Annotated in this window: 13 protein-coding genes; 3 read left to right on the top strand and 10 right to left on the bottom strand. The window is 44.4% G+C overall.

Translation table 11 applies throughout. The features are described from left to right. Positions 1-158: 158 nt before the first annotated feature. A complete protein-coding gene (locus tag AC4IFT_RS16380) occupies positions 159-2,417 on the bottom strand; it encodes a hypothetical protein (RefSeq protein ID WP_490751918.1) in 2,259 nt (752 codons plus the stop codon). A 13-nt stretch (positions 2,418-2,430) separates the two neighbouring features. Next, the gene (locus AC4IFT_RS16375; RefSeq protein WP_490751916.1) at positions 2,431-4,944 is read right to left on the bottom strand and encodes a type VI secretion system Vgr family protein; all 2,514 of its coding nucleotides are present in this window, start codon (positions 4,942-4,944) and stop codon (positions 2,431-2,433) included. 3 nt (positions 4,945-4,947) lie between these two features. Between AC4IFT_RS16375 and AC4IFT_RS16370 the strand changes: the two genes are divergently transcribed. Together AC4IFT_RS16370 and AC4IFT_RS16365 are read left to right on the top strand one after the other, a co-directional pair. After that, complete coding sequence (locus AC4IFT_RS16370) at positions 4,948-5,157, top strand: hypothetical protein (protein ID WP_490751914.1); 210 nt, start codon at positions 4,948-4,950, stop codon at positions 5,155-5,157. A gap of 699 nt (positions 5,158-5,856) precedes the next feature. Next, positions 5,857-6,636: an acetoin reductase gene (locus AC4IFT_RS16365; RefSeq protein WP_219246482.1), complete on the top strand. Its 780-nt coding sequence runs from the start codon at positions 5,857-5,859 to the stop codon at positions 6,634-6,636. Positions 6,637-6,701: 65 nt separating this feature from the next. Here the strand turns inward: AC4IFT_RS16365 and AC4IFT_RS16360 are convergent, their stop codons facing one another. Further along, positions 6,702-7,577, bottom strand: a complete 876-nt coding sequence (locus AC4IFT_RS16360) for an alpha/beta fold hydrolase (protein WP_490733657.1) — start codon at positions 7,575-7,577, stop codon at positions 6,702-6,704. A 147-nt stretch (positions 7,578-7,724) separates the two neighbouring features. On the opposite strand from AC4IFT_RS16360, the gene AC4IFT_RS16355 reads away from it, so the two are divergent. Further along, positions 7,725-7,973, top strand: a complete 249-nt coding sequence (locus AC4IFT_RS16355) for a helix-hairpin-helix domain-containing protein (RefSeq protein ID WP_273804555.1) — start codon at positions 7,725-7,727, stop codon at positions 7,971-7,973. Here the strand turns inward: AC4IFT_RS16355 and AC4IFT_RS16350 are convergent. From AC4IFT_RS16350 to leuA, 7 genes are all read right to left on the bottom strand, one after another. Continuing rightward, positions 7,970-8,701, bottom strand: a complete 732-nt coding sequence (locus AC4IFT_RS16350) for a TerC family protein (protein ID WP_273804554.1) — start codon at positions 8,699-8,701, stop codon at positions 7,970-7,972. The two genes, AC4IFT_RS16355 and AC4IFT_RS16350, sit on opposite strands and share 4 nt — an antisense overlap. A gap of 70 nt (positions 8,702-8,771) precedes the next feature. Then, entirely contained in the window at positions 8,772-9,455 is a 684-nt protein-coding gene (mutH, locus tag AC4IFT_RS16345; RefSeq protein ID WP_490733652.1) for a DNA mismatch repair endonuclease MutH, read from the bottom strand. A 564-nt stretch (positions 9,456-10,019) separates the two neighbouring features. Then, entirely contained in the window at positions 10,020-11,699 is a 1,680-nt protein-coding gene (sgrR, locus tag AC4IFT_RS16340) for an HTH-type transcriptional regulator SgrR (RefSeq protein ID WP_490751912.1), read from the bottom strand. A 518-nt stretch (positions 11,700-12,217) separates the two neighbouring features. After that, on the bottom strand, positions 12,218-12,820 hold the full coding sequence (gene leuD, locus AC4IFT_RS16335) for a 3-isopropylmalate dehydratase small subunit (protein ID WP_490733648.1): 603 nt from the start codon (positions 12,818-12,820) through the stop codon (positions 12,218-12,220). Between the two features lie 11 nt (positions 12,821-12,831). Then, positions 12,832-14,235 (bottom strand): 3-isopropylmalate dehydratase large subunit, encoded by a 1,404-nt coding sequence (gene leuC, locus AC4IFT_RS16330; RefSeq protein WP_490733646.1) that lies wholly within the window; start codon positions 14,233-14,235, stop codon positions 12,832-12,834. A gap of 2 nt (positions 14,236-14,237) precedes the next feature. Next, complete coding sequence (gene leuB / locus AC4IFT_RS16325) at positions 14,238-15,326, bottom strand: 3-isopropylmalate dehydrogenase (protein WP_490751910.1); 1,089 nt, start codon at positions 15,324-15,326, stop codon at positions 14,238-14,240. A 2-nt stretch (positions 15,327-15,328) separates the two neighbouring features. Further along, positions 15,329-16,906, bottom strand: a complete 1,578-nt coding sequence (leuA, locus tag AC4IFT_RS16320) for a 2-isopropylmalate synthase (protein ID WP_490751909.1) — start codon at positions 16,904-16,906, stop codon at positions 15,329-15,331. Between the last annotated feature and the right edge of the window lie 415 nt (positions 16,907-17,321).

Here is a 17,321-nt window from a genome sequence, read left to right as displayed (position 1 = left end):
ATAAACACCATATTGTTTAGCGAATCATTAACCAGTTGTTGTTTCTGACTTTCTTGCTCGGCGGTGAGTTGTTGATCACAGCCTGTTGTGAGTAAAATGGCACTTAATAAAAGATAGATAGCGTTATAATTCATGCAAACCTCGCGGTTATTGGTGGGTTATTTGGTAAAGAAAATTGTTGACTGGCTTTCAACCATCCCAGCAGTAACAAATTCTTGATAGGGCTCATTGGCATAACTATGGGCTAATGTGTCATCGGGTAAGCGCTGCTCTATTTTGCTAAAAATATCGGCGTAATGGCTGGGGTTAATCATTGGTGTCGGGATCAGCGGGGCAACTTTTTTACTTAACCCATGGTTAGGGATAAGCTTTGATTCCTCCCCCATTTTCATAAATGTTGCAATGCGTAATTTATTTTCAGTAATGCTCTCTTTGGTTTCGGAGGGAATTAAGCTGGCGTGTTGCAAAATATTGTCAAAATCCCGCCTTGACTGTGCCCAGCGCAGTATATGCAATATGGCACGTTTGCGTTGGCTAAACACCGCCATGGCCTCACCACTGGCTTGTGCATGGCTGGCAGGGCTCATATAGTCATCCCAAAAATTATGTTCGAGTAAGGAGGCGATGGCTGCACCTTTGGTTTCTGGGGGGCAATATTTTAAAAACTCACCTTGGGTTTTTATAATGGTTTCCATTAAGGCCACACGTTTATTTTTATTTTTCCAAGAGTCAGATAATTTATCCATTACCTGATTTATCTCCCTTAATGCAATATTTGATATTTCCATACCAATTAATAAGGGTAACGAGCAAACGGCATAAAAGTCTGCCGGCTCCATCATGGCAACAAGTTTTTGATAATCCATATTTTTTAGCATATAACCAAAACAGGGCATAAAATCCTGCATAATTTTATCTGCATTGATTTCAAAAGAGGTACTGCCTTTGGCGCCCGCCCCCCAGCAAAGCCCCCCTTGAACGGTGACGAGGATTTTGCCATTAAAGTAAGTAAAGGCCAATGTCCCCGATGCCCCCGCGCCGAGTAGCCCCTCAATGCCTGCACTTAGCTCACCTAAGGTGGCAAAACCGTCGTTTTCTGTGGCGGGTTTTTCCGGGTTACGCCACAGCAGTTCGCCAGACATTTTTGCCCCCACTTTTATCCCCGCGAACACTTCCCCTTGAGCCACAACGCCAAGGTCATTGGCTTGTTTTGTGATATCAATCCCTTTGATTTCATTAAGGTCTTTGGGTTCATCCACCGCGGTCTTTGACGGTATACCCATAATGCCATTTTGTGAAAAATTGGCACTGCCTTGCAGCCCAACACTGGCGCCTATATGGCCGCTAAGGGATAGAACAAGGTCAAAGCGTAATGCGCCCATTAGGGCGAGCTCATCAGTGCCTCGTTTCGGGTAGCGAATTTGAATACCTTGGCGGCAAGGCAAATGCACTTTCCCTTGTGTTTGGGCTTCCGCTAAGGCTAAGTTAGCATACAGCGCCACTTTGGCACTGGCTTTGGGGTTGGAGGCATCCCCAAGATTGCCTTTGGTTAATTCGAGGTCGCCACTGCCACCAAAACTAAAGCGCATTAATTGGGCGTTTTTATCAAAAGAGGCGTATTTACCGCGATAAGGCGGGGTTTCATTTAAGCTCTCATTGATGTTTTCAGCCCAGTGATATAAGCCACTGACCCAGTTATCATCATCTTTATAATCTTCAAAGATACTGTAATTTTTATTTTTAATTTCAAAGAGTTGGTATTTTAACGTGGGGGCAATTTCAGACAGTTGTTTTTTTAGCTCTTGCGTATCAATTTTTTTAACGGTGATTTCTTCATTCGTTTCATTGTTTTTAACCGTTTCGGTTTTAACCAATGTGCTGGTTTCGCTTTTAATATCCTCTGTGCCTAATTTATGGACAATATGGCGCTCGCCGAGTTTGTTTGAGCGAATATAGCTGTATTTGAATTCACCGCCTTTTTTTAACTGGATTAATTCCAAAATACTGTTGTCGAAACCGGTTGAATTTGAATCCAAAGAGGTGGTTGGAATTTCTTCGCCTTGGGCGTCTTCTGGGATTGCATTAAGTTCTTTAATGATGGTATTCAGTTCTTCAGAGGCCACATCATAGTCTTGGTAGAGCGCTAAGAGCTCGTGCTGATAATTTTGAGGGTTTCTTTCCCTCAGCCTAAGGGGATATTTATCATTGAGTTCATCAATTTTAAACTGTAGCACGCGCTTTTTGATGACGAGGTCGCAAAGGTATTGGCTTTCCCTTTCGAGTTCATCATTGGGCACTTCAATCAGTTCATGGGTATTGGGGTGGTAATACAAGACAGGCCCACAGGTTGAAAAGGCATCGGTGCTGCCGGTTCCGCAATTGGTCTTTGATGTGGTTTGGTTTTTGGTATTTGACATAACTCGGCCTTGTTTAACGGTGGATTTTTATCGAGATTTTTTGTGGGGTTGGCGTATAAATTTCCACCGTTTTTCCATGTTCATCTGATTTCCCTTCATAAACTTCACCATCTTCCGTTGTCAGGGTGTAAAGCGTCTTGACAAGGATTTCATGGGTGATTTCATCTTTTAGCGTAAATTGTTCACGAAAACCGGTTGGAATGACCTGTGAAGGCAGCTGCAAATTAGCCGGTCCCATTTTTTGGACACTCGTGGTTTTTAAAATGACATTATTTGGTGTGCCGACTTCGATATTTCCATTGGCAATTTTGATATAGGCTCCGCCACAACTTAAGATAATTTCCTTTTTGGCGCTGATATGAATGGCATCTTCTAACGATTCAACGGCGATATGTTTTTTCGCCAACAGGGACATGCCATCGTTTTGAGCTTCAACGTTGATATCCCCGTTTTTTGCCATCACATTAATGCCTTTTGCTTGGGCAAATAAGTTAGCGGAATGCCTTGCATTGAAGGTGAGGTGCTGATTAGCGCTTAAGTTAATATGTTGATTTGCCGTTAACGCAATACTCTCTTCCCCTGAGCCAAAATGTAATGCCTTGGGCGAAAAGACCCCAATGCCCGCAGGGGCATGAACCAGTATGGCGGGGTCAGTCAGGCCTTTGACTTGCTGCTTAAGGTTATCTTGTGACGCTAAATCGCTGGCCTCTGCACCGCTGGTTTCGGCGGACTTCGACAAACTTCGTGCAATTGCCAGCGCTTGCTCCAGTTGGGCAATGGCCTCTTCCATCGCCAGCACATCGCCGCCGGCTTTCTCTTGCTTATCGGTGGAGATAAACAACCCTTTACCCGCGCGAATTGCGCCCCAGCTGTCGGTGCGCAGCTCAAAGCCATCGCCGCGTTTTTTTCCCTCACTATCCACCAAATGCCCCAAATTGAGCTGGGTTTTACCGCCGTATTCGGTACTGACTTTAATGTGCTCTTCCCCGCGGCGGTCTTCCATGCGCAGTTTGTTATTGGCGGGGGTGCGAATCACATTACGGGTGCGGTTGAGTTCCGTGATGTGATCGGGGTGGACGGAATCGTGCAGGGCGTGGGCGATATACGGCCTGTCGGGGTCACCCTCGTGGAAGGCAATCGCCACCTCGGTGCCTTGAATTAACGGAAAATGCATCCCATAAGTTCTGCCCGCGTAAGGCTTGGCAAGGCGCACGGGCATGCTTTCAAACCCCGCGGGCTTGTCGTCACGGTCGGCGTCAAACTTAACCCAATAATGGCCGTTTTCGTTTTGGCGGGCGTAGATGTCGCTCTCAATCGGGCTGGTGACACGGGCGGTTAAGGTGCCTGAAATCACTGGGCGGGGTTTTAGCTCAGGGCGCCAGCAGATGGCTTCTGTGTACGGCACGGCATCAAATTTCACGATAAGTGCGTTGGCGCGGCTGGCAGCAAAGTGCAAACGGGTTAATAACACGGGGGATTGAAATACCGTCGGCAGGGTGGAAATCGGCGAATTATCAGTGATTTTCAGCACCATCAATGGCACCACATCGGGGGCGGTGGTTTTCCCGTTCAATAAGGTTTGGCACGCCAGAAAGCGCTCGAGGTCTAAGTGTGCCCAAAAGTTCGCGGTTTCAGGCTCGGGCTGATATTTGTCCCCGCGAGTGAGGTGGCGCGCTTTGTAGTGGTAGACGTCACCGTATCTCGGCGTCTCATTTTCCCCGTGGCTTCTATCCACCACTCTGGAAACCAGTGGGTCATCGGCAATCAGCGGGTTGTAATCTTTGGTAAAAACACTGTTTTCAACCACTTGGTGGCGCAATGCTAAGCCCCAAACACTGTCGGCGTGGTTATCACTGAGCCCCGATGGGCTGTTTAATGGCAGGGATTTGCCGTAAATATAGCCGCGCTGGCTGTCGGTAAAGTTAATCACCTCGGTTTGGGTGTCGGGTTGTAGGGTAAAGTGATAAAAAATCCCCACCTCGCTAAGCAAACGCTCAATAAACTGCTTGTCATTTTCGTTAATTTGGTTGATTTGCAGGCGCTTGGGGTATTTTTGTTTCAACGTAAATTCAAACTGCCAGCCTTTAAAGTTGTGGTCACGCAGGACTTGCTCTACCACTTGGGGTATTGATTGGTTGATAAAAAAGCGGTGGGTGCGAAATTGGTGGCGCAGCAGGGCAAAAAATGGCTCGATAACCAGTTGGTAGCGCGCTTCGTCCGCCGAGCCCGATAAGCGCTGGAAATCCGTTACTGTGCCGTGTACCCGCTTGGTGACGGTGCGCGTTGCCACACCCAGCATGGTGGTGGCGGGGGCGTTAAAGGTTAACGTGGTATAGCGTCGCAACAGTTGCTCGGGTTGCAGGTCTTTATCGGTGCTGGTAAAGGTGATTTCGTAGCGATAGGTGTCGCTAACGGCTTCATCCCCGGTGAAGTGCTCCACATCCAACAAGCCTTGGTAGCCTTGCACGTCAAGCTGGTAGCGGTTTTGCCCGGGTAACAGGGCTTCGGCGATTTCGGGGGCTAGCATGTTTTGGCTCCATTTATTCAGTTGTCGTTAAGTACGCTACCGCCCATCACCACTCGCTTAGGTGCATTAGCATTTGTTTTCAGGGCTTTATCAAACATCAAACAGCCAATTGGCTGGTACCTAAAATTAATTATGGGTTGGTGTGTGCCATCAAATGGAGGGCGCTTTCTGTGGCTTGCATTTGCCTGCGTTTATGTAGCAATTGGCTGTTAAACGTAATGGGTTGAAAATGGCCTAACATTAAAGTCCCTCCTTTTACTGTTTATGTTTATTTTGAATGGTTAATTGTTCAACTATAGAAATTAATACGTAATAATTTGGCTTAAATTGAATTTTTTACTTATACGGAGACTTTAAGGTTAAATCAACTTTTCTTATCAATTGTTGATTTGCCGAAATTTGAGTTATTTTTGATTGGAGTTGTTCTTTTTTTAAATAAATCGATGATTATCAATGTATTGTAATTTTATTTTAATGGTTTATGTAAAGCGTTCTAATAAAACAATTAATTTGTAACATTAAGTTTCAATGCGTTTAATGTGTAATTGATAAATAAATTTACTCTTATTAAGGGTGTAAGCTGAATAGCTAATTAAGAGGGCAAATAAACACAATTTAGATGGAAGGAGGGTGAGTGTTTTTCCTTACTCGCTTTTTACTCATAGCGTGTCACTTTCGCATTTTTTGTTTACTCATATGAGAATGATTTTTATTAACAAATACCTGTTAATTTACGAATTCGTGTACTTTTCGTTGGTGAGTAAAATAAATAGCGCTATCCGATAGTGAAATGTTTTTTATAAGTTCCAAATGGTAGGTTAAAATCATTTCTTTGTAACTTATTGTTATTATTGTTAACTTATAGACTATGGTGGACTAGTCATTTTGGCTATAAATAAGTAGGAGAACAGTATGGCTTTAAATAACAAAGTTATTTTAGTGACCGGAGCAGCACAGGGAATTGGTCGCGGTATTGCACTGCGTTTAGCAAAAGAAGGCGCAGATATTGCACTGGTCGATTTGAAAAAAGACAAGCTGCAAGATGTGGCAAAAGAAATTGAAGCATTAGGCCGTAAAGTGACAACATTTGCTGCGGATATCAGCCAACGTGACCAAGTGTTTGCCGCAGTTGCTCATGCAGAAGCTGAGCTAGGTGGTTTTGATGTGATGATCAACAACGCAGGGATTGCGCAAGTTAAGCCAATCGCTGATGTTCGCCAAGAAGATATGGATTTAATCTTCAAAATCAACGTGGATGGCACCATGTGGGGTATTCAAGCTGCCAGTGAGAAATTCCAAGAGCGTAAGCACAAAGGGAAAATTATCAATGCCTCTTCCATTGCAGGCCATGACGGTTTCGCTATGTTAGGTGTGTATTCAGCGACAAAATTTGCGGTACGCGCTTTAACACAAGCAGCGGCGAAAGAGTATGCAAGCTCAGGTATCACCGTCAATTCATATTGCCCAGGTATTGTTGGGACAGATATGTGGGTGGAAATTGATGAGCGCTTTGCTGAAATTACGGGCGCGCCAAAAGGTGAGACTTACAAAAAATACGTTGAAGGTATTGCATTAGGCCGTGCTCAAACCCCTGATGATGTCGCGGGTTTAGTGGCGTTCTTAGCAAGCGATGACTCTGACTATATTACCGGTCAATCTATTCTGACGGATGGCGGGATCGTTTACCGTTAATACAGCGTAGTGATACCAGAATGAAAGCAATAGCCGCTGTGAATTATTCACCGCGGCTTTTTATCTTATGCGGCGTGGCTATGCAGGTCAGTTAAAATAGCGTCGGCTTGCGTCCAAAGCAAAGAACCGCCTTCTTGTGTGTATAAATGGTGGTTGCAGTTGAAAAAACGATCTGCCAAAACATCCCCAAAATCAGGGGAGTGCACGGTGCTCATATCTAACTCGCCATACCATAAGGCGGTTGGGCAGGTGATGTCTTCAGGGGTGAATCCCCAGTTTTGCAAGGAAAGCAATAAATCTTGCACATAACCTTGATTGCCTTGAGAAAACGCACGGCACATACAATCGGTGTAGGCTTCTAAAAAGTGTTCTTCATTGTAGAGCTGTTGGTCGATTTCGGCACTGCAATTGAGGATGAACGCCAATAGCCATTCGCCAGTGACATTTTTCTGTAACCAGTCGGATAAGCTTTCTGGTGTATTCAGAGCTTGTTCCTGCATATTCACCACGTCAGCCGTTAATTTGGCGCGCGTGGCAGGGTGTTCGAATTGGTCTTGCCCAGACACAATAGACAGAGAAACAGGCTGGCAATAATGAGCAACCGCCATCGCGAACACACCGCCTTGTGAAAAGCCCAGCACTGAAAACTGTTTAATCGCTAAGTTATCAAGTAACGCTTGAATATCGAATGCAACGCTTTTTAATGATTTGTGGGCGTGAAAAGTAGAGTCGCCGAGACCCGCACGTTCTGGCACGATCAAACGAATATTGTATTTTTCCAGCAAATCTAAGCCAAAGCCGAGGTTGCCACTCATGCCTGCACCAGTACAGAAAACGACAGGGAAGCCCGTCTTTGGCCCTGATTCAAACCAGCAAAGTTGACGACCATCCGGTAGTGTCATGATATGTTGGCGAGGGTTAATCAACGGCGCATTGTACATGGTAAATTCCTAAAACAGGCACAGACTGGGTGATAAGATAGGTCAGTTAATTATTATTCAAACTGGCATTGTTATAATTGCAATTTTAAAGTATTAAAGAGGTAAATTGCAAAATATTAGCTTAATAATTAGCGAAAAGGAGCTCAAATGGCATTTTCAGAGTCAGAAAAACAGGTTTTATTAGCAGTTAAAGGCGTAGGGCCGATGGTGATCAGCCGTTTAGAACAGATGGGTTTCTCGTCATTGGCTCAGTTAAGTGATGCTTCTTATGATGAAATTTTAATTTCAGGCGCCGCACTTACAGGTTCAAGTTGCTGGAAAAACAGCCCGCAAGCTAAGAAAGCCGTCGAAGGGGCTATCTTAGCGGCAAAACAAGCACTTGAATCAGGTAATTAGTCGGCTTTGTGTTTCATCTTCCATTTTTTGCTGCGCAGAATGTTGAGCATTTGAACGGCCATGGAAAAGAACATGGCAAAGTAGATATACCCTTTAGCGACATGGACTTGTACGCTTTCGAGTATCAGTGTAAAGCCCACTAAAATTAAGAAAGAGAGTGCAAGTATTTTGACGGAGGGATAGCGCTCAACAAAATCCCCGATACTTTTTGCGGCTAACATCATGATAAGCACTGCAATAATCACCGCAGCCATCATAATAAACAGGTGGTCAGAAAGCCCAACGGCGGTGATGACGGAATCGAGGCTAAAAATAATATCTAACAGGGCAATTTGCACAATGGCACCCCAAAACGAATGCACTTGCCGCTGCGCAAGGTTGCTTTCGTCTTCCCCTTCAATGGTTTCAAAAATCTCTTGGCTGGCTTTCCATATCAAGAAAATTCCGCCTGCACATAAGATGATATCGCGAGCGGAAACAACATGGTCTGCAACGGTGAACAACGGGGTTGTCAGGCGCGATAACCACGCGATTGAGGCCAATAAGGCAAGGCGCATGACCATCGCCGCAATGAGCCCTGTGCGTCTGGCACTATTTTGTTGATGGGCAGGGAGTTTGCTCACCACGATACTCAAGAAAATAATGTTATCGATGCCTAAAACGATTTCTAAAATAGTTAGGGTGGCAAGAGCCATCCAAGCATTGGGGTCGAGTATCCACTCAAACATCTGTGTACCTTCTACAATAAAACAGTGATAAATGTTTATCGTCTGCTTGGTACAGGCGACACCTTGTTGATTAAGCGAGATTAAAATGCCGCGCTAGCAAAGGGGCGGTAAAGTCTTTTTTAAGGTAAAAGCCGCGGGGCAGCGTCATAATCGGTTGGCCGAACTCACCAATGGCTTCTGTTAGGGCTTTATTGTTTGCCGCTTTAGGGCGAATTTGCAAAACTTGCCCGTGGCGCGCTGTAATGGTTTCCACTTTGCCGAGCACAATCAAATCCATTAACTCTTCCCAATCTTGCCGCAGTAATTGTTCCTCAAGGGGGGACGGGCTCCAAATTAATGGGTTAGCGACCCGACGTTCCGCTAAGGGAATTTGGCGTTCACCTTCAATTGGAAACCACAATATTCGCGATAGCTTACGGCGCACATGGCTATTTTCCCACGTTAAACCGCTATTTCCCGTGAGGGGCGCGACGGAGACAAAGGTGGTTTCCAGTGGCACACCATGGCGGTCGATGGGGATCGTTTTTAGCTCAATACCAATGTGGGCAAAATCTTGCTCCGCCTTACTGCCTGCGCTCGCTCCTAAATAATACTCGAGTAACATGCCCACCCAGCCTTTATCACGCTTTAGATCAGGGGGGATAGGGATGCCTGCAATTTGGGCGAGATCACCCAAAGTATAGCCGGCAAGCGCTTGAGCCCGACTCATTAAGGTAGCTTCGTTATCCGGTGGTCGTGGTGGTGTAAATGACATAATGCTCTGAAAATTAAGTGTATAAAAAACAATCAAAAATAATTCACATAACGAAGAGAGTATAACACTTTTTCATGTTGATTTTTAACTGCATGATATTTAACTGTTTAATATTTTTTATTCCCTGTTCTTCAATGTTGGTTTTAGGGTTATTCACGTTCATCCCAAGATAATCACAGGATCATGCACTAGGTTATCCACAGGTTTTCTGGATAACTGTGTAAAACAGTGATTACTGTGTGTATTTACAGCCTTGACTAATGAGGTTTTATGACGCTCATCACAAAAAGTGAGTAAGTTAAACACATTAGTTGTGGATAAATACAACGTTGTTTGATATTTGTTCAGTTGAAGTCCTAAGCTTTTTAGCGAAAAAATTGACCAGTGGATAACGTGTTTTTTTTGGCTTTATTTCTTTGATTTATCAAAGTTTATTAGATTCTAATTATTTTTGATAAAAACCTGTTCTGGGGATATACCCTGATTGCTATAGGGTTGTTCACATAGATATCCACAGAAAAAGTGAATAACATCCTTATTATTCACTTTGGCTGTTTATAACTGTCACAAATTAGATGGGTTATCCTCAGATGGCTTAAACCATGCGGATTTAAAATCAAACCAACCAAAGGTATTCATGCGGACGCCGCGCATGGTGCGCTGGCCTTGTAACTCTAACCAATGATGAAATATCGGATGGAAAATTTGCGAGTCAATTAAGCTTTCACACCACGCTTCAACGTCGAAAGCGTTATTTCGCCATTGGCTTAATTGAGTATCAAGGTTATCACCAAGACATTGGCGTAAGAGGGGCATTTCGTACAACGTGGCGAAAATGGAAAACTCAAGGGGCTTAAAGAAGTTGGCCGTTGCTAACCAAATATCACTTTGAGAATTACCGTTAAACCAATCATCATAACCAATGATATTAATCCTCAACTCAACCCCTTGCTGATGCAAAACGCGCTTCATAATTTGGCTGATTGCGTAGAATTCATGATGATTATGGTAAAACGTCACGGTGAGTTCGGTGAGGTCTTCTGGTTTAGGAAATAGCGTGAGCATTTTACTGTGGTGCCAGTGCAGCAATAGGCCATAAGCTGGGGCCCAGTGGCGTTGATAGAATGGCTCACAATGGGCAAGTAAATTCACGGGTGTGAGAAAGCTGCATAACCATTTACGCACATCTTCCCGCTGGGATAGCTCAGAACGTTGATCCATTAGTAAAAAATAGCAACCTTCCTCCATGCGGCTTTCTAACGAATCATTATGGTGCTTGTCGCCATCCATTTTTAACGTGGTGCACACCATTTGTTCTGAAAGCTCTGGCACCACCCAAATCGTCACTTCATCCAACAGAGCGCGATAACCAAAGTAGCGGTCAAAGGCTGTAATGGTGAGCTTTTGTGGCAAATTTTTGTCAACTTGATAAGGGCCTGTACCAATAGGGCAACGGCTAAAGTTGTCTAGGCTTTTCCACTCTTTAGGCAAAATAGCCGCATGGTGGCTGCCTAACAACCAAGGTAGCTGTTTATCAGGCTGATTTAATTGAATATCAATGACATAAGGCTGTGGTGTGCTGACGGACTGAATATGGGAAAATAACGGCCAACACTGTTTTAAACGCAGTAAAGAGTGAATAATATCTTCTGCAAGCATTTCCCGCCCGTGGTGGAAATAAATAGCAGGGCGCAAATAAAAGCGCCAATGTGTGTCACTGATAGCTTGCCAGTGGTGAGCCAGCCCATCTTCGACTTCCCCTTTTTCCTCATTTATATGGGTTAAGCCATTAAAAATTTGGCTCATCAAATGAATTTCAGAGCGGCGCATGGGCGCACCGGGCAATAAATTGGGGAAATCACGGTAATAAATGATGCGTAATAGGTTTTTCCCTTGCCGGTAACTGCGTTCTAGTTCAGAAAGCACCATTTGCCGAATGGTTTCTTTGTCACCCACCAACGCGACAAGTTTTTCGATGCTCTCTTCTTTGAGTAATTGCTCAGCTTGGGCTTGTTGAAGTTCTAAACCATTCACGTGGAAAATAAGAGTAGAGCGCTTGCCACGACCCGCTTCGGCTTGCCAACTGAGCCAACCATGGCTCTGCATATTATTTAATAATGTTCGTACATGGCGACGAGAGCAAAATAAGGTGTCGGCAATATCCTGCAAAGTAGTTTCACTGTTTTGCCCTTGGAAATGCTGCCAGAGGCGAACGAATTGTGTTTGTAAGCGTGTATTGGACATAAAAGAGGAACTCCGGCAAAAATTGCATCAATTTTAATTTCCTAATATCCGCGGATAATAGGTGGCAGTAAGTAGCTCGTTTGGCGTGCAATTGCAGGCCGACTCCCCCATTTAGAGTAGTGGTGTCTGTCACCAAGCCGGTTTTTACCGGCTTTTTTTTATTTTTTCGTCATATTTCACGTTATGGCTGTGTTGGCTTCGCTCGAATACCCTAGTCACATACTGATGTATGCTCCTAGGGATATCTTCTCTTGCCGCCTTGCCATAACGCGAACTATTTAGAAAAAATCGTTAATCGTTAATCGTTAATGGTTAATCGTTAATTGTGGCATTTCGTTTAAATAATTATACAGGAAGAAACTAATGGGGAAGTGATCTTTGAGGGGGAAAAGTGTAAAGAAGGAAGAGTTCCGCATTTGAGAGCGTGAAAATTTGAAAATGGGGATAGTCTAAAGAGTTCACACAGCGTGTAGTGGAGCGGTGCTAACACCCACGCCATGTGAAATATGACGAGTATCTTAGTTCATAAAGGTCGGGATTTGTTGCTCATAACCCTTAATTTGGTCGACGTGTTGCAACGTCAAGCCAATGCTATCTAACCCATTCATCATGCAATGGCGGCGGAAGCTATCAATCTCAAAATGATAGGTTTTATCGCCAGCGGTGACCGTTTGAGCTTCTAAATCAACAGTGAATTGGCAACCTTCGTGGCTGTTAACGTAGTTAAACATCTCATCCACTTCTTGCTCGCTTAATTTGATAGGTAACAGCTGGTTATTGAATGAGTTACCGTAAAAAATATCAGCGAAACTTGGGGCGATAACCACTTGAATGCCAAAATCCGTCAATGCCCATGGCGCATGCTCACGGGATGAGCCGCAGCCAAAGTTTTCACGAGCTAATAAGATACTTGCCCCTTTGAAAGCCGGCTTGTTCAGCACGAAGTCAGGGTTAGGTTGCTGGCCATGTTCATCTAAAAAACGCCAGTCATTGAATAAATGCTGACCAAAGCCTGTGCGAGTCACTTTCTGCAAAAATTGCTTTGGAATAATGGCGTCAGTGTCCACATTCGCGGCGTCTAAAGGAGCAACAATGCCCACATGGGTGATTAACTTTTCCATTTTTCTCTCCTTTAAATCTGAATATCGCGAACGTCAGCAAAATGGCCATTAATCGCCGCTGCGGCTGCCATGGCTGGGCTGACTAAGTGGGTGCGACCTGCGCGGCCTTGGCGGCCTTCAAAGTTACGGTTACTGGTAGATGCGCAGCGCTCGCCCGGGTTTAAACGGTCATTGTTCATCGCTAAACACATCGAACAACCCGGTAAACGCCATTCAAAGCCAGCATCAATAAAGATTTTATCCAAACCTTCTTGCTCTGCTTGGGCTTTGACAGGGCCTGAACCCGGAACCACGATAGCTTGTACGCCATTTGCCACTTTTTTACCTTTGGCAATCGCCGCGGCGGCACGTAAATCTTCAATACGTGAGTTCGTGCATGAGCCGATAAACACTTTGTCGATTTTAACATCAGATAACTTAATGCCTGACTCTAATCCCATATAAGCTAACGCTTTTTCAGCAGAAGCGCGCTCAACGGGATCCGCAAAAGATTCTGGTGCAGGGATCGGTTGGTTGATTGCAATCACTTGCCCCGGGTTAGTTCCCCAAGTCACTTGTGGCGCAATACTGCTTGCTTGAATGGTGATGATTTTATCGAATTTGGCATCGTCATCCGTTTTCAACGTTTTCCAATAAGTAACGGCGTCATCCCATTGTTGGCCTTTTGGTGCAAATTGGCGGCCTTTCATGTAATTAAAGGTGGTCTCATCTGGGGCGATAATACCCGCTTTTGCGCCCAACTCGATGGCCATGTTACACACGGTCATACGGCCTTCCATGCTCAGGTTTTCAATGGCTTCACCGCAGAATTCGACGATATAGCCCGTACCGCCTGCACTGCCAGTGGTACCAATGATAGCCAAAACAATATCTTTTGCCGTAATGCCCGCAGGTGCCTTACCAACCACTTCAATTTTCATGGTTTTTGCACGCGCTTGTTTCAGCGTTTGCGTCGCCATGACATGCTCAACTTCGGATGTCCCGATACCAAACGCTAACGCACCGAAAGCACCGTGGGTCGCGGTATGTGAGTCCCCACACACAATTGTCATGCCCGGTAAAGTGATCCCTTGCTCTGGGCCCATGACGTGAACAATCCCTTGGTATGGGTGGTTCAAGTCATACAGAGTGACGCCAAACTCTTCGCAGTTTTTCATCAACTCTTGCATTTGAATACGTGCCATATCACCGCAAGCATTGATATCTTTGGTTTGCGTGGATACGTTGTGGTCCATCGTTGCAAAGGTTTTGCTGGGTTGGTGCAATGGGCGGTTTTTAGTTCTTAATCCATCAAACGCTTGTGGTGAAGTCACTTCGTGCACCAAATGGCGGTCGATATAAATCAAAGGGATTTCATTTTCGACTTCACGCACGACGTGAGCATCATATAATTTTTGATATAAAGTCTTGGCCATGATTAAACCCCTTGTGCAATATAACGAGCAATAATATCGCCCATTTCACTGGTACTGATTGATTTGCCTGCACCCGCTAAATCGGATGTTCTGTGACCATCTTCTAACGCTTTATTTACCGCGCGTTCAATCGCATCTGCGGCATCAGTTTGGTCCAAGCTAAAGCGTAATAACATTGATGCCGATAAAATTTGTGCGATTGGGTTCGCAATATTTTTACCCGCGATATCCGGTGCAGAGCCGCCCGCAGGTTCATATAAGCCAAAACCATCTGCATTTAAGCTCGCCGAAGGCAACATGCCCATTGAACCGGTGATCATCGCGCACTCATCGGAAATAATGTCACCGAATAAGTTAGAGCATAAAACCACATCAAACTGAGAAGGCGCTTTGATCATTTGCATCGCGGCGTTATCGATATACATATGATTAACTTCAACATCGGGATATTCTTTAGCGATTTGATTCACAACTTCGCGCCATAATACAGAGCTTTGTAAGACGTTCGCTTTATCGATTGACGTCACTTTATGGGTACGTTTACGGGCAGATTCAAACGCGATGCGTGCAATGCGCTCGATTTCGTAACGGTGATACACTTCCGTATCAAAGGCGTATTCTTCACTGCCTTCGCCTTTGCGTCCTTTCGGTTGGCCGAAATAAATACCGCCAGTTAACTCACGAACACACAGAATATCAAAGCCTTGCGCAGCAATGTCTGCACGTAATGGGCAAAATGCCTCTAAGGCTTGGTATAAACGTGCAGGCCGTAAATTACTGAATAATTTAAAATGCTTACGTAATGGTAATAAGGCACCACGCTCAGGTTGGCTGTCTGGTGGCAAATGTTCCCATTTTGGACCGCCAACTGAACCGAACAATACCGCGTCGGCTTCTTCACAACCTTTTATTGTCGCTTGCGGCAGTGGCTCGCCGTGATTATCGATGGCCGCACCGCCAACATCGTATTCTTTAGTATTAATCGTAATGGCAAAGCGTTTGCTTATTGCATCCAACACTTTATGTGTTTGTGCCATTACTTCTGGACCGATGCCATCTCCCGGTAATACGGCAATTTGATAACTAGACATGGTTACACTGCTTCCTTTGTGTTTGATTGTGATTCTTGGTTTATTTTTTGTTTTTCGATTTCGACTTGTTCAGAACGCCAAATGCTGTTTAACACGTGAACCATCGCTTTTGCTGAGGATTCAACGATGTCTGTCGCTAAGCCCATACCGTGGAACTTACGGTTATGGCATTCCACCACGATATCCACTTGGCCTAATGCATTTTCGCCATGGCCTTTGGCAGATAACTGGTAAGAAACTAATTTCATTGGGTAATTGGTAATGTTGCTAAAGGCTTGGTAGATAGCATCAACAGGGCCATTGCCCGTTGCAGCTTCCGATTTCACTTCATCACCGCACTGCATTTTGACTGTCGCGGTTGCCACAATGCTTGAACCAGATTGTGTGCTGAAATAATCCATCACAAAGTGGTCGGTTTCATCTTGTTGCTTAGTAAAGAAAGCCAAGGCTTCTAAATCATAATCAAACACTTGACCTTTTTTGTCCGCTAAATTCAAAAATGCGGTATACAATTCGTCCAATTTGAAATCTTTGCCTTCGTGATAGCCCATTTCTTCCATACGGTGTTTCACGGCAGCGCGACCAGAACGCGAGGTTAAATTTAATTTTTCTGCTTTTAAACCAATCGACTCAGGGGTCATGATTTCGTAAGTTTCGCGGTTTTTTAACACGCCGTCTTGGTGAATACCGGAAGAGTGGGAGAATGCATTGCTACCCACCACGGCTTTATTGGCTGGAATTGGGGTATTGCATAATTGGCTAACTAATTGGCTGGTACGGTAAATTTCTTTGTGATTAATATTGGTATGGACATTTAACATTTGCTCGCGCAATTTAATCGCCATGATGACTTCTTCTAAGGCGGTATTCCCTGCGCGCTCACCTAATCCGTTGATTGTCCCTTCCACTTGGCGTGCACCCGCTTGTACAGCACTGATGGAGTTGGCAACTGACATGCCTAAGTCATCGTGGCAGTGGACTGAAATAATCGCTTTATCAATATTTGGAACGCGGTTATATAAATCCGTAATGATCCCGCCAAATTGATAAGGAGTGGTGTAACCAACAGTATCAGGGATATTAATGGTTGTTGCCCCTGCATTAATTGCAGTCTCAACGATACGGCATAAATTATCTGGGTCAGTACGGCCCGCATCTTCGCAAGAAAACTCAACATCATCGGTGTAACGACGGGCACGTTTGATTGAATTGATTGCCATATCCATTACGCCATCAAACGATTTATTTAATTTTTTCTCCATATGCAAATTGGAGGTGGCTAAAAAGATATGGATACGAAAAGCTTCAGCGACTTTTAATGACTCTGCTGCAACGTCGATATCATTTTCGACACAACGTGCCAATGCGCAGATGCGGCTATTTTTAATTTCACGTGCGATAGTTTGCACAGATTCAAAGTCACCAGGGGAGGAAACAGGGAAACCTGCCTCAATAATATCAACACCTAAACGTTCTAACGCAAAAGCGATTTGTAATTTTTCTTTGACTGATAAACTGGCCTGCAATGCCTGCTCGCCATCACGTAATGTGGTATCGAAAATAATGACTTGGTTGCTCATATTGTATTCCTCATATCGAATTTTGTTTTAATAAATTGAGTTTTATGTTCTTCCAAAGCCGCAGGCATAAAAAAACCCGCGGGTTGCGCGGGTTCTTAATGTTTGTGGACAGTGTATTTCTATTTTCCGTCCATAAGCATACCGCGCAAATTTAATGCGAGTAGTAGTAGGCTTAGTAGGCGGATAGAAAATGTCATTTAAACTGTCTCTCATAGGTTTCTAAATCAACTGTATTTATAGATACGTGATCTTAAAGTTAATGTCAATGATGGATTTCTGACTGTTTTTTACCAATTGTGAATTATGGAGTTGAGTTAGGGAATGTGACTGTTTTTGCTAATTTCAGTGATGTTTTTGCCTATATTTGAATTGAAAATTCAGGGTAAAATTCTTCTGGTGAATTTTTTTGATGCTT

The organism is Providencia sp. UF-183 (genome assembly GCF_058246155.1).
Note: the sequence above shows the minus strand (reverse complement) of the source record. Positions and strands in the feature narration are given on the sequence as shown.